Source organism: Coprobacter secundus subsp. similis (assembly GCF_015097275.1).
Classification (GTDB): Bacteria; Bacteroidota; Bacteroidia; order Bacteroidales; family Coprobacteraceae; genus Coprobacter; species Coprobacter secundus.
The window spans coordinates 1,029,531-1,042,783 of sequence record NZ_AP023322.1; the positions used below are offsets into that span (position 1 = coordinate 1,029,531).

At 36.0% G+C, this 13,253-nt stretch carries 13 protein-coding genes; all 13 read right to left on the reverse strand.

The window, feature by feature from the left end; genetic code table 11:
- Positions 1-117: 117 nt before the first annotated feature.
- Positions 118-1,146 carry an NADP-dependent oxidoreductase gene (locus tag Cop2CBH44_RS03925; protein ID WP_246469173.1) on the reverse strand — a complete coding sequence of 343 codons (1,029 nt, stop codon included), beginning with the start codon at positions 1,144-1,146 and terminating at the stop codon, positions 118-120.
- 103 nt (positions 1,147-1,249) lie between these two features.
- On the reverse strand, positions 1,250-1,945 hold the full coding sequence (locus Cop2CBH44_RS03930) for a phosphatase PAP2 family protein (protein ID WP_055096395.1): 696 nt from the start codon (positions 1,943-1,945) through the stop codon (positions 1,250-1,252).
- A gap of 297 nt (positions 1,946-2,242) precedes the next feature.
- The gene (locus Cop2CBH44_RS03935; protein ID WP_021930479.1) at positions 2,243-2,992 is read right to left on the reverse strand and encodes a tetratricopeptide repeat protein; all 750 of its coding nucleotides are present in this window, start codon (positions 2,990-2,992) and stop codon (positions 2,243-2,245) included.
- 13 nt (positions 2,993-3,005) lie between these two features.
- Positions 3,006-4,805 carry a BatD family protein gene (locus Cop2CBH44_RS03940; RefSeq protein ID WP_021930478.1) on the reverse strand — a complete coding sequence of 600 codons (1,800 nt, stop codon included), beginning with the start codon at positions 4,803-4,805 and terminating at the stop codon, positions 3,006-3,008.
- Between the two features lie 31 nt (positions 4,806-4,836).
- Positions 4,837-5,643 carry a BatD family protein gene (locus Cop2CBH44_RS03945; RefSeq protein ID WP_200755578.1) on the reverse strand — a complete coding sequence of 269 codons (807 nt, stop codon included), beginning with the start codon at positions 5,641-5,643 and terminating at the stop codon, positions 4,837-4,839.
- Positions 5,637-6,419 carry a tetratricopeptide repeat protein gene (locus tag Cop2CBH44_RS03950; protein ID WP_370757908.1) on the reverse strand — a complete coding sequence of 261 codons (783 nt, stop codon included), beginning with the start codon at positions 6,417-6,419 and terminating at the stop codon, positions 5,637-5,639. The genes Cop2CBH44_RS03945 and Cop2CBH44_RS03950 overlap by 7 nt, the downstream gene beginning before the upstream one ends.
- Positions 6,420-6,436: 17 nt before the next feature.
- On the reverse strand, positions 6,437-7,459 hold the full coding sequence (locus Cop2CBH44_RS03955) for a vWA domain-containing protein (protein ID WP_055096398.1): 1,023 nt from the start codon (positions 7,457-7,459) through the stop codon (positions 6,437-6,439).
- An 11-nt stretch (positions 7,460-7,470) separates the two neighbouring features.
- Positions 7,471-8,454 (reverse strand): vWA domain-containing protein, encoded by a 984-nt coding sequence (locus Cop2CBH44_RS03960; protein ID WP_200755579.1) that lies wholly within the window; start codon positions 8,452-8,454, stop codon positions 7,471-7,473.
- 77 nt (positions 8,455-8,531) lie between these two features.
- On the reverse strand, positions 8,532-9,527 hold the full coding sequence (locus Cop2CBH44_RS03965) for a cell wall anchor protein (RefSeq protein ID WP_200755580.1): 996 nt from the start codon (positions 9,525-9,527) through the stop codon (positions 8,532-8,534).
- Between the two features lie 50 nt (positions 9,528-9,577).
- Positions 9,578-10,447: a DUF58 domain-containing protein gene (locus Cop2CBH44_RS03970; protein WP_055096403.1), complete on the reverse strand. Its 870-nt coding sequence runs from the start codon at positions 10,445-10,447 to the stop codon at positions 9,578-9,580.
- Between the two features lie 28 nt (positions 10,448-10,475).
- Positions 10,476-11,471 carry an AAA family ATPase gene (locus Cop2CBH44_RS03975; protein WP_021930471.1) on the reverse strand — a complete coding sequence of 332 codons (996 nt, stop codon included), beginning with the start codon at positions 11,469-11,471 and terminating at the stop codon, positions 10,476-10,478.
- Between the two features lie 173 nt (positions 11,472-11,644).
- Positions 11,645-12,970 (reverse strand): HU family DNA-binding protein, encoded by a 1,326-nt coding sequence (locus Cop2CBH44_RS03980; RefSeq protein ID WP_055096405.1) that lies wholly within the window; start codon positions 12,968-12,970, stop codon positions 11,645-11,647.
- Positions 12,960-13,253 (reverse strand): HU family DNA-binding protein, encoded by a 294-nt coding sequence (locus Cop2CBH44_RS03985; RefSeq protein WP_021930469.1) that lies wholly within the window; start codon positions 13,251-13,253, stop codon positions 12,960-12,962. Before Cop2CBH44_RS03985 ends, Cop2CBH44_RS03980 begins: the two co-directional genes overlap by 11 nt.

The window sequence follows — 13,253 nt, forward strand, 5'->3', positions numbered from 1 at the left end:
TATTTTGATTCTCTCAGGATAAAAATTAAGAAATATAATATTCATGTTTTCAAGACCATAAATATTATATTTCTTTTAAAGTATATTCGTTAGAACAAATATAATAACAATTTTTCTTTATTCGTTTACTTTGACAAGCATCTTTCCTATGTTCTTACCAGAAAATAGACCGAGAAAAGCGTAAGGTAATTTATCAAACCCATCGATAATCGTTTCGGTATAGTGCAGCTTTCCTTCTTTGAGCCATGTCATTAGATGCGAAAGGCCTTCTAAAAAACGCTTCTGATAATCACCAACAATAAAACCCTTAATCGTTCCGCTTTTGGACAAAATTTGTGGTAGCAATCTTGGTCCCATTTCTTGAGTAGCAGTATTATAAGAAGCAATCTGTCCACATAATGCAATACGTGCATGATAATTCAGATGAGCAATAATAGCCTCACTAACTTCTCCTCCTACATTATCAAAATAGCAGTCTACCCCTTTAGGGCATAATTCGGATATAGTCCCAGATAAATCTTTGGTAGTTTTATAGTTTATGGCCATATCAAAACCAAATTCGTTCTTCAAAACATTTACTTTCTCATCAGAACCTGTAATTCCTAAAACTTTACATCCTTGGATTCGAGCAATTTGTCCGGCCACCAGCCCTACCGCTCCGGCTGCTCCGGAAATAACCATTGTCTCTCCATATCGTGGTTGACATATGTCCATAACTCCGAAATAGGCTGTCAAGCCAGGCATGCCCAATACTCCTAAATAATACCCATCAGGAAACTCATCTGTATGTATCTTACGCAGCCGATCGGCCTTATCTTTAGAATAAGTGGCCCAAGGAAGCATTCCTACCACTCTATCGCCTTTTTTCAAAATATCACTTTTACTTTCAATTACGGTCGCTATTGCTCCACCGTCTATTGGCTTCCCAAGTTCAAAGGGTTTTATATAAGATTCTTCATCACTCATACGACCTCTCATATATGGGTCTACGGAAATATATTGGGATTTCAATAATACCTCTCCATCCTTAGGTGCTGAAATTTCAATCTCTTCAAACCCGAAATTATTTTCTGTGGGCATCCCTATCGGACGCGAACGTAATACAATTTGTCTGGCTTTCATCACTTTATTATTTAATTGTTTCATGTATATTAAACATTGGACACCCAATATTCGTTCACTTATTGCAATTAAATAACAAATGGAAATCTTTCTTTTTATATTATTCTATGAAAATAGTACTATCGTTTCAGTGTATCCGAAAATTAAATAATGGTGCAAAAACGAGAATTATAAAAAATAAAATATATATGGTGAGAGCTACATATCTTGCTCCATTTTCGTGTGAATATACAGGAATAGGCTCCGAATATATCCCTTTTGTAAAAAGATAACGATGTAAAACAAGATATAGATATTTATATACGACAAAAGATGTAATGATACCTATAACAATACCAGCCAATATATCTCCCGGATAATGAACTCCGACATACATCCGAGAGTAACATGTTATTAAAGCCCATAAAACGGCAGTAAATGAATAAAATCTATTTTTAAACAAAAGAGCTGTAAATATAGCTAATCCGAAACCGTTTGATGCATGGCTTGATGCAAAACCATATTTCCCTCCTCTATAGTTATTGACAATGGTTACATATTGAGAAAAATCTGGATCTCGTGTCGGTCGTAAACGTTCAAATAGAGGTTTAAATATAGACGACGCAACTTGATCACATATTGTAACAACTAATATAATCATTAAGGCTGCTAATATTCCTTCTTTCCAGTTCCGATGAAACACGACATAAACTAACATTACAATTAAGGGAAGCCAGATGATTTTCCCCGTGTACACCCACATAACCTGGTCTAAATATAACGTATGAAAATGATTGAAAAATAATAAAACGGTCCGATCAAGTTCTAACAAGTCTTCAAGCATATATATTTAAATAAAGTTTTTTCGGCACTCAAAAAGAATTCGCGAAATAATTTGTAAAGATAGGCATTTTCGAGTAATGAGCCAACCACTCCTCTTTACATATTATCCCGCGATAAAATATTATTGTTCTTAAAACCTGATAAAAATAAGTCGATCAAATCATTTTTACTTTTCTTTCGGTCTTTTTTCCCGTTTTCACTCGTCAGATAGCCCGCTCCTTGCAAAAACAGAAAAAACATCCTCGAAAAAAATCCACAAAACTGACCCGAGCAAAATTTACAACCGGCTCTTAGACTTTTATATAATTTCTATATCCGATGATGGTAGCCAACCCCGGTTTCCATCTTCAATCAATATCTCTGACCACTCTCCCACCTTACTTAAAACCCTCACTTTAGTACCTTCATGCAAAACAAAAAGATCAGTACCACTTTCAGCCGGGGCACTTTTAATTGTAATCGAAGGAGCGAAAACAATGGCTTCATTACGAATTTCCATTTTTTCTTTTTGCGCTGAGGCGAAACAATTGGCTATGATAGAAACTATCAACAAAATAAAGCCGACAAAAAATCCCATTTTCTTTAACCATATCTGACGGGTAAAGAAATAAAGATATGCCCCTATGATAAATAATATAAAACAAATAATTCCTAATATAGCCCAGCTATTAGATGAAAGTGTATCGCGAACTGTATTTATCCACATAACCAGAAAAAAAGTCCCTACAGGTTCTATTTTATCGGTTATACGGGCTTTTGCCATGTCTAAATTAAACTTTACATCAGTATTGCCAGGAGATAATAACAACGCTCTTTCGTAATTTAGTATTGCTTTGGGATATTGCTTATTCTTATAATACGCATTCCCCAAATTGTAATATAAATCGGTAGAGTTTCCTTTCTCTTTTTGCAATTGTTCATAAAGAGTAATTGCTTTTGAATAGTTCTCTTTACTATATGCCTCGTTTGCTTGTTGCCATAAATCTTGACTCCACAATTGAGTAAAACAAAACATACAAAATATTAAAATACTATATATCCTTCTCATTTGTCTGGCGAATTTATTTTTTTACCGTACTTTCCAATTTACCTATCGCTTCCACCGTATCGGCATATAACTTGTCCATTGCATCATCGTTTTGAGCTGGTGCATATTGCGCAAATTCACATGTATCCAATATTGCCATAAAACTATCTACAAGTTCTTCTGCTGCTCCATATTTAGATAATTCTATAGCAACATTGTCCCGAGTAAGAACTGACAATGGGAGATTCAACTTATCGCTCAAGTATCCCCATACGGCTTTTAGTACTTCATCATAAAAAGCTGTTTTATCGTGACTTTGCAAATATTTTCCAGCAATCTTTAATCGTTTGGTTGCCACTTTATTTGCTTTTTTATTTTTCATCAAAGCTATATTCGCATTAGCCTGCGCTTGTTTACGATTTATTATGGCAAAAGCAATAAACAACAATGCCGGAAGTATATACCAAAGCCAATAAACCAAACTTCCATATATCACAGATTGTTCCTTTTGCAGATTTTGTTTATTCAACTTGATAAAATGAATATCTTGATTGAGTAATCGTACCGATTCTTTATCTGTGAAATCAGATATTGAGGAGGAAGAACTTCCTGTTCCTTTTGCTACTTTTAAGTGATATTCGGGAGTTTTTAAAGTTTTGTATGTTTTACTTCCAGAATCAAAATAAGAAAATTCAGCAGAAGGAATAGTAAAGTCTCCCGGATGACGTGGAATAGCAGTATATTCAATGATACGTGTACCATCAAGACCATTCACTTTTACATCAATTTTGGGATCATAAACTTCAAAATCTTCGGGGAATTTTATTTCAGGATTTTTTATATATTTTACATTTCCTCGGCCTTTTATCACCAATTTTACAGTAACGGCTTCATTTGTTTTCAATGACTCCCGAGTGATAGACGAATTCATCGAAAAAGAACCTACCGCACTCATAAAAGAAGCAGGTTTTCCTGCCGGAAAAGGTGATACATGTATAGTAACTGGAGCTGTAGTAATTGTTTTCGATACTTCTTGCATCGTATTCATAATTCCAAACGGACTGCGTACTGGCCGCAATACTTGTATGCTAACTTCGTATTTCCCTTGAGAAATTTTTAATTGTCCCGCATGCTGAGGAAATATAATATAACGTTTTACGACAACTGTCCTGTAATTTTTACCGTTATAGTGTTCTAATTCCATCTGAGGATTTGCAATGGGTATTTCCTGAACTGCAAATCCCTCAAAAGTCGGAAAAGTGGTAGCTCCTAATCCTGAAATATCGGAACGTGTGTATAACTTAATCGCAACAGATATTGCCTGTTGTTCATATACTTGTGTCGGGGAGGCTATTAAACGTGCAAATGTTTCTGTATCCGACGATGGAGAAACTGCAGAACCTTCTGATGAAGGACTTCCGTTCCCATTACCGGCAGACTGCTTATCTGGTGGTAAAATTTTCAATGAAACGGGTGACGTCGACATCTGCTTCCCACCAACTTTGATTGTTGCAGCACCTATCTGGTATGTCCCTTCCTTTTCTGCCCGCAGAGTATAAACGTATGATTCTTCTGTTTGGGAAGTCGCCCGCCCGTTTATATTACTATACTGCGACCCTTGAGATACAGCAGGACCATACAATATTCGGCATCCCGGAAAATCAGGCACACGTATATCCTGCCCATTGGCATTGATTAATGTGAAAGTTACTTGAAAGGTTTGCCCTTTTACAACTTGTCTTGGAGCTGAAGTCGAAAATGATACATTATCAGCCTTAGACAAGATGTTACATGACGTTAAAATCGTTAATATGAAAAATAATTTTTTCATCATTGTGATATGCTATTTTATATTTTTCCGTTTTTTAAATGGTTGGATATTTTTTTTCGGCTTCCAGAAATCTTTTCATCCGTTCTTCTTCGTTCAAAGGACGTATTTTAACTTCTGATTTGCCAACTTTGTATTTCTTGTTATTAACTAAAATCTTAGCTTCAGGAATTATAACCTTGCCTGACTCACCTGCTTGTACAATATATGTATAAGTCGTTATTATCCTACCTTGAATAGGCCAACCATTCATTAATATCGGTTCTCGTTCCAATGTTATCGATGGTCCGGCCAATACTTTGCAATTTTTGAAATCGCCAGTATTAAAATCTTCTCCATCTCCATTTATTACCTGATACCTCACACGGAATGTCTCCCCCGAACGAACTTCTTCCGGAACAGAACTTATGAACTGTACCGAAGCCTGTTTTTTCTTTTCAGACCTTACCGATATTATTTCTATTGTTGTTTTCCTACTTTTATATGTTTTACCTTCGACCGAAACTGAAACTGAAGGTATTACTACTGTTCCCTTTTTTCCAGCTTGAAGAATATAAGACCTATTTTCCGAAACGGAACGTACAAAGTGCCCTGATATTACCGCCAACTGTGATGAACGGGAAATAGAAGGACCGGAAAGCACCTTGCATCCTCTAAATTTGGGCGATTTGAAGTTCTCGGTAGATGCATTCCTCAGAGAAAATACTATTTCAAATCGTTCACCCGCCTGAACGGACTTAGGTACTTGTACATCTAAATGTATATCCTCCCGAGCATATACTCCGGTAACTGAAATAAAAAATAATATCAGTATCGATAATTTTTTCATTTTCACTTTTACCATTCTTTATCCGTTTTCCTCCGTTTTTGTTGCTGCATCATTGCTTTTTTGACTTTTTCTTGAGTATTTTTCTCGTCTTGTTGAATTGCATCCAATATTTGTTGCGCATTCTCTTTAGTCATCTGAGGAGGTGCCTGCTGCTGTTGCTGTTTATCTTTTTTATCATCTTTATTATCTTTGTTATTCTGCGGATTTTGGTTTCCTTTGTTATTTTTATCTTTGTCTTGCTGGTCTTTGTTATCTTTGTCTTTATCCTTATTCTTATCTTTGTTCTCATCATTTTGCTGTTGTTGCTGATTTTTCAGTAACAATTGGGCCAAACGTAAGTTATAACGTGTTTCGTTATCTTTGGGATTTCGGCGCAATGCATTTTTATAGGCATCTATGCTCTCTGCATATTTCTTTTCTTGTAAAAATACATTTCCAATATTATGCCATATACGAGCTTGTTGTAATGAGTCTTTTTCATTCACCACAGACTTTTTGTACTGTTCGAGAGCTGCATCCATTTTTTGTTGCTTATATAAAGCGTTACCCAGATTATAAGTACCTAACCAAGATTCGGGATTTGCATCCAAAGCTTTACGATATTCTATTTCTGATTCTGTAAATTTTTCACTTTCATATAAGGTATTTCCTTTCCGTATACTGTTACGTTCGATTTTCGGATTTACTTTTTTATTGATTTGTGGTACAGTATCTCTTGTCTGAGCCGATACTATCGACATCATTGACATGAAAGAGATAACCATTATATATTTCATTTTCTTCATATTCATAAAACTTAAAACTTTTATCAAGAAAAGAAATTGACTTTCTTCATCAGTTTATTTTTACGGTCAAGTATAAAGATGTCAAGTAAAAGCAAAATCAAAACTATCCATGCCAATCCTTGGAATTGCTCATCATATTCAGAATAGACTTTACTTTCTATATCAGATTTTTTCATTTTTTTCACTTCTGCAGTCAAGGCTCTCAATGCGCTTCCTGTATTATCTGCCGATATATATATACCATCTCCGGCTTTTGCTATATCTCGGCCTAACTGAGCATTGAGTTTAGTAATAACCACGTTTCCTTGATTATCTTTACGCAAATTGGTATCATTTCCTCCGATAGGTATAGGAGCTCCTTGTTCTGAGCCGATACCGATCACATCTACCATAATTCCCTTTTGGGCTGCTTCCTTAGCCATCTGGACAGCATCATCTTCATGATTTTCTGCATCAGTAATTACAATTATTGCCTTATCGGCCGACTGGTCAGGAGTGAATGAATTCATTGCTAAAGCTATAGCTCGTCCGATAGCTGTACCCTGAGTAGGTACCATGTCAGGAGAAATTGTAGATAAAAACATTTTCGCCGATACGAAATCAGAAGTTATAGGCAATTGAGTATACGCATCTCCCGCAAAAACAATTAACCCGACTTTATCATTATCTAATTGGTCAATTAATTTAGATAGCATCTGTTTAGCTTTATCTAAACGACTCGGTGCTATATCTCGGGCCAACATAGAATTGGAAACGTCTAATGCAATAATGATTTCAACTCCTTGTTTTTTTACCGTTTCTATCTTAGCTCCCATTTGTGGACGTGCTATAATAAAAATCATGACAATAAGAGCTAATTGTTGCAAAAAGAATTTGGTTCCAGGTTTGTACTTCGATACATCGGGAGCTAATGACTGAAGTATCTGAGGGTTCCCGTATTTGGCCATATTCTTCCGATTCCGGTAAACACTATAGAAGTATATAGCCCACATTAGAGGAACTATCAACAACAGGTACAAATATTGTGGTTGTGCAAATCGAAACATAATTATTATTTTTATGGAATATTCCGTAAAACGGTATTTCTTAAGATAATCTCAATTCCTAACAGTGCGAATGCCAATATAGCCCACGGAAGATAGTTTTCTTCACGCCGGCTGAACTCTTTCACTGAAAGTTTAGTTTTCTCAAGCTTGTCTATCTCTTCAAAAATATTTTTCAATACTCCTTTGTTCGTGGCTCTAAAATATTTTCCATCTGTTTCAGCAGCAATTGTCTTCAGAGTAGTTTCATCTATTTCTACCGGCATATTTTGATACATCACCCCATAAGGAGTCTGCACCGGATAAGGCGCCTCACCCTGAGTCCCTACTCCTATTGTATATACCCTAATTCCGAAAGATTTAGCAATTTGTGCAGCAGTTAATGGTGATACATCTCCTGCATTGTTGGTCCCGTCTGTCAACAATATAATAGTTTTAGATTTTGCAGGCCCGTCCTTTATACGATTTATAGCTGTCGCCAGACCATCTCCAATGGCAGTCATATCGGCAATCATACCACACTGAACATCTTTCATTAAATTGAGTAATACAGCGTGATCTGTAGTCATCGGACACATGGTAAAACTTTCACCAGCAAAAATAACAAGTCCAATATTGTCATCCATGCGTCCACTTATAAACTGTGATGCCACATCTTTCGCTGCTTGTATACGATCGGGCTTAAAATCACGTGCTAACATACTACTGGATATATCCAAGGCAACTACGATATCAACTCCCTCTCGAGTTTGGTTTTCCCATCGATCTGTCGCTTGTGGACGTGCCAATACTATTATAATACAGGCTATTGCTCCTAATCTCAAAATAAAAAGAAAATGCCTCAAATAATATTTATATGTTTTAGGCAATTTGGCAAATGCCTGAGTAGAAGAAACCTGTAATGCAGCTTGTGCCTTTTTATGCTTCAAAATATACCAGATAATAGCCGGTATAAGGCATAGCAGTAATAGTAAATATAGAGGATTCGCAAATACCATTTTTCTTTAATTTTAGTTTATTCACATCCTATTTTTATGGAAACGAATATATGCCATATCAATTTATTATTGCCCTGTTATTTCTCCTGAGATGTCCCTTTTTGCGCTTCTGCATTAGAATCGCTTTTTTCCTCCACCGGAATTTCTTCAACAGGTTTTGTTTCTTCGACAAACGTAATAGCATTACGCATCACAGCTTCGTTGTCTTCTGGTAATGGCCTCATCTTTGCAAATTTCACGAAATCAGCCATTTCTAAAATTTCTTTCAACTTATGATTGACCAATTTGGCATCTTCATTTTTCCGTAATATAGAAATGATTTCAGAAGATGTCATTTCCATTGCGTTTACATGGAAACGCTCATCTATATATTCCCGTAAAATATCAGTCACTCGAGTATAATATTCTTTCTCTTGCCCATTTTGCCACAATTTACTCTCCTTTACTTCTTCCAAAGCATTCATGGCTTTTATATGGGGTGGTAAGAGTGATTCGGGTGAAATTACTTCTTCTGGACGTTCACGCTTACGCCACCAGAACCAATACAGCAAACCCAAAGCAACTAATAACAAAACAATACCCATGATGACAAGAGCCGTATTCGAGATATAATCCCATAAAACAAAAGGAGGTTTCTGCACACCCTTGATATCGAATCCAGCCTTTGTTGTATCAACTTCCATAGGTACCACTTTGAGACTCAAAGTTTCTGTAGTGAAAGTATCTTTGTTCAAAATATATCGAAAAGGTGGAATATAATAGAATCCAGAATCGAACGATGTAATCAGGACATCACTTTTTATTTGGATACGATTATTTCCCAAATCAGTGGTATCCGGCATCGTTACCCGCAAAACTTCTATTCCAGTTACCAAAGAATCGGTCAGGAAAGGCATCTGGACGACTTTGCCCTTGTCTTGCGCCATTTCGAGATGTATCATTGTTTGTTCGCCCATCCAAATTGCCGTTGAGTCCATTTTCGCACTCACCACTACATTATCAGCAAAAGCCATTGCCGAGGAGACCAGACAAATTCCCAGAACTATTCCTTTTATCGGTTTATTATATTTCATTGTATCTCATATAAATTTTATCGATATTCGATTATCAAAAAAATATGCAATTAACTCCTTCTCTTAAAAAGCCCGATCAAAGCTTTGACATAATCCTCATCTGTCGCAATCGAAGCTAAATCGACACGACTTTTCCTCATATAATCAAGCATGACATTCTGTCGTTCATTCCACCAGCGTATATATGCGTCACGAACTTTCTTGGAAGAGGAATCTACCCAGTCTTCACTGCCATTTTCAGCATCATACATTTTTACCAGACCTACATTTGGGAGCTCTGTTTCACGTTTGTCATATATCTGTATACCAACTAAATCATGTTTTCGATTAGCAATCGAAAGTGCATTTTTGTAATTGCCTAAAGCAATAAAGTCAGAAATTAGAAATGCTGTACAACGTTTTTTTATTGCATTGGTCATATACTCTAATACCAAACTCAAATTTGTTCCTGTACTTTCGGGATGAAAATCGATTAACTCTCGTATGATATATAGAATATGTTTTTTCCCTTTTTTAGGAGGAATAAATTTTTCAATTTTATCGGAGAAAAAGATAACTCCAATTTTATCATTATTCTGAATTGCCGAGAATGCAAGTGTCGCTGCAACTTCTGTCATTACAGATTTTTTCATTTCACCCACCGCACCAAAGTCTCGACTGGCAGATACATCTACCAACAACATTACCGTAAGTTCTCGCTCTTCTTCAAAAACTTTTATATACGGCTTATTATGCCGGGCGGTTACATTCCAGTCGATATCGCGTACATCATCACCATATTGATATTCCCGGACTTCAGAGAAAGCCATACCTCTCCCCTTAAAAGCCGAATGGTATTGTCCTGCAAAAATATTACGGGACAATCCCCGGGTTTTTATTTCGATCTGACGAACTTTTTTTAATAGTTCTTTTGTTTCCATACGCCAGGCTTTATTGCTTTATATCTAATCAGGGTACCTCAACTTTATTCAAGATTTCACTGATAATCTCTTCAGAAGTCATGTTATTAGCTTCTGCTTCATAGCTTAATCCTATACGGTGACGCATTACATCATAACATACTGCACGTACATCTTCTGGGATTACATATCCACGTTGTTTCAAGAATGCATATGAACGAGCGGCCAAAGCTAAATTTATCGAAGCACGAGGAGAAGCTCCAAAAGAAATCATTTCTTTCAAATCTCCAAGCCCATGGTCTTCAGGATAACGAGTAGCAAAAACGATATCTACGATATATTTTTCTATCTTTTCATCGATATATACTTTACGTACGATATCTCTTGTCTCGATAATTTCCTGGGCCTTCAGTACCGGTTGTACAGTTTCTCGTTCGCCTGTAATATTCTGACGTATAATTAATTTTTCCTCTTCTTTTTTCGGATATCCGATGATAACTTTCAACATAAAACGATCGACCTGTGCTTCAGGTAATGGATATGTACCTTCTTGTTCTATTGGATTTTGTGTAGCCAATACCAAGAACGGGTCATCGAGCTTAAATGTAGTTTCTCCAATTGTAACTTGACGTTCCTGCATAGCTTCGAGCAAGGCACTTTGTACTTTTGCCGGAGCACGATTTATTTCATCTGCCAATACAAAATTAGCAAAAACCGGACCTTTTTTTACCTCAAACTGTTCCTTTGCCTGACTGTAAACCATTGTACCGATAACGTCGGCAGGCAGCAAGTCCGGAGTAAATTGGATACGGTTATATTTAGCATCGATAAGAGAAGCAAGTGTCTTTATCGCGAGAGTTTTTGCCAATCCCGGAACACCTTCGAGCAATATATGACCATTTGAAAGAAGACCAATCATCAGAGAATCTACCAGATGTTTCTGCCCTACAATTACCCGGTCCATACCCATGGTTATCATATTCACAAATGAACTTTTACTTGCAATGAGTTCATTTAATTCACGAATATCTACTGTTTGACTCATATTATATTGTTTTTTATTAAATTATTCCTGTTTATGCAGCCCCATAATAGCCTAAGTGCAAAAGTAACTACGATGTATTTACATTTAACACTTTAACTGTTAAAAAAGGCTAAGCTTGTAGTAAAAAAAACTAAGTCGCCAAAGTAATGATACCGGCGACTTAAAGACTTTATTTATTCATATTCCGATAATATTTTTGTAGCAAGAGCTTTTGCTTTTTCCACCGATTCTCTATTGTTGGAATCTATATTATATTTTGATTTTTCGGGAATTATCAACTTGGTTCCTACAGGTACACTATTAGGATTGGTTATATTCGCTTTATTTTCCTGATATATGTATACCCAAAAAGTTTTATGACCGAAATGTTTCAATGACAAAGTGGTCAAAAAAATTCCCGGTTTCATGATTTCCGTAACAGTCTTCTCCGATAACATTGTATCATTATTTATCTCTTTTTCAGTTACTTTATTGCTCTTTTCATTCATGTTGGTTATTGGCTTATCTTCGAGCATGGCAGTATCTTTTCTTACAACCGCTGTTGTTTTTAGAGAATCCATAACCAAAGCTTTAACAACCGAAACAGAATCTTTGTTCTTTTCACCCTCCTGATTTTGTTTTTTTATGATAGCCGGAATCCAACTACTTATCGTTACTTGTCCTTCCTCAAAAGTACCATTATAACATAGCCATATCAAATCTGCTACAACAAAAATCAATAAAGAAGTTACAAATCCGTACCAAAAGTTTTTCCGATTTCGCCATGTTTGTTTTCGTCTAAATTCTTCTTTTTCGTAATTATCGACAACTGATACAGATATGACTTCTATATGCTCTTTTTCTTCTGGTTCTTTTATTTTTTCTTCAGGTACTGTTTGTGCATCATACTCTTCAGCAGGAAGTTTGTGTTCGGTATTCTCGTCTTTACTTTCTTTTTGATTGTTTTTATCAGAAATGTTCATTTCATTCGGCAACTGGTTGCTTTCTGGTTGTATTTCATCTTTTTTTACATTTTGCTGTTCATCAGGAATATCCGCTATCACAATATCAGATGTCTCTTTATCCAATGACATTACAACCGTTTCCATTTCTGTAGAAGAATCATCTATATTGGTCTCTGTCATATCACTATCTTCTATTGCCATATAAGAAATCTCAGTATCTTTTATATCGACATCATCGGCTATGACTTCAGCTTCGAAACAGGCAAATGGAGCATTTACAGCATCTCTCATGCTTTTATCAGGTGTAAATGACAATTTATAATGACCGGGAATTTCACAAGGCTGCCCCGTCTGAACATTTACACTATTTCTTTTTCCTACCCATACAGGTTTAAATACACCCAAGCCATTGATTTTAAGAGACTCTCCGGAAGATAAAATTTCTGTGGCTAAAGTAAAAAATTCTTTTAAGAAAGTCTCTGCTTCCTTCTTTGTACAGTCCGATTTCCGAGATAGCAAATCGACCATTTCAGGCAATGATATTTTACTGTTCATTATCGGATTTCTCTCTAAGTTTATTTTTTATAATCGTTCCGGGTTTAAATGTCAGCACAATTTTAGGCGGTATCAGCATCCGTTTTCCAGTGGCGGGATTAACAGATATACGTTCAGCCTTTTTTCGAGGCTCGAAAGTTCCAAAACCTTGTATAGAAAATGAATCCATCATTACACTATGCTCTTTTATTATCTGTAATGTGTCTGACATCAAGGCATCAATACTTTTTTTATTTTTGCCCAAACGTTTTTGCAATTCTTCTATAAACTTTTTGTACTCCAC

Excerpts from the sequence above, each read along its gene's own strand:
- Cop2CBH44_RS03930 (WP_055096395.1), bottom strand. The coding sequence starts at position 1,945 with ATGCTTGAAGACTTGTTAGAACTTGATCGGACCGTTTTATTATTTTTC.
- Cop2CBH44_RS03955 (WP_055096398.1), bottom strand. The coding sequence starts at position 7,459 with ATGTTTCGATTTGCACAACCACAATATTTGTACCTGTTGTTGATAGTT.
- Cop2CBH44_RS03925 (WP_246469173.1), bottom strand. The coding sequence starts at position 1,146 with ATGAAACAATTAAATAATAAAGTGATGAAAGCCAGACAAATTGTATTA.
- Cop2CBH44_RS03980 (WP_055096405.1), bottom strand. The coding sequence starts at position 12,970 with ATGAACAGTAAAATATCATTGCCTGAAATGGTCGATTTGCTATCTCGG.
- Cop2CBH44_RS03975 (WP_021930471.1), bottom strand. The coding sequence starts at position 11,471 with ATGAGTCAAACAGTAGATATTCGTGAATTAAATGAACTCATTGCAAGT.
- Cop2CBH44_RS03970 (WP_055096403.1), bottom strand. The coding sequence starts at position 10,447 with ATGGAAACAAAAGAACTATTAAAAAAAGTTCGTCAGATCGAAATAAAA.
- Cop2CBH44_RS03935 (WP_021930479.1), bottom strand. The coding sequence starts at position 2,992 with ATGAGAAGGATATATAGTATTTTAATATTTTGTATGTTTTGTTTTACT.
- Cop2CBH44_RS03945 (WP_200755578.1), bottom strand. The coding sequence starts at position 5,643 with ATGGTAAAAGTGAAAATGAAAAAATTATCGATACTGATATTATTTTTT.
- Cop2CBH44_RS03965 (WP_200755580.1), bottom strand. The coding sequence starts at position 9,527 with ATGAAATATAATAAACCGATAAAAGGAATAGTTCTGGGAATTTGTCTG.
- Cop2CBH44_RS03960 (WP_200755579.1), bottom strand. The coding sequence starts at position 8,454 with ATGGTATTTGCGAATCCTCTATATTTACTATTACTGCTATGCCTTATA.
- Cop2CBH44_RS03950 (WP_370757908.1), bottom strand. The coding sequence starts at position 6,419 with ATGAATATGAAGAAAATGAAATATATAATGGTTATCTCTTTCATGTCA.
- Cop2CBH44_RS03940 (WP_021930478.1), bottom strand. The coding sequence starts at position 4,805 with ATGATGAAAAAATTATTTTTCATATTAACGATTTTAACGTCATGTAAC.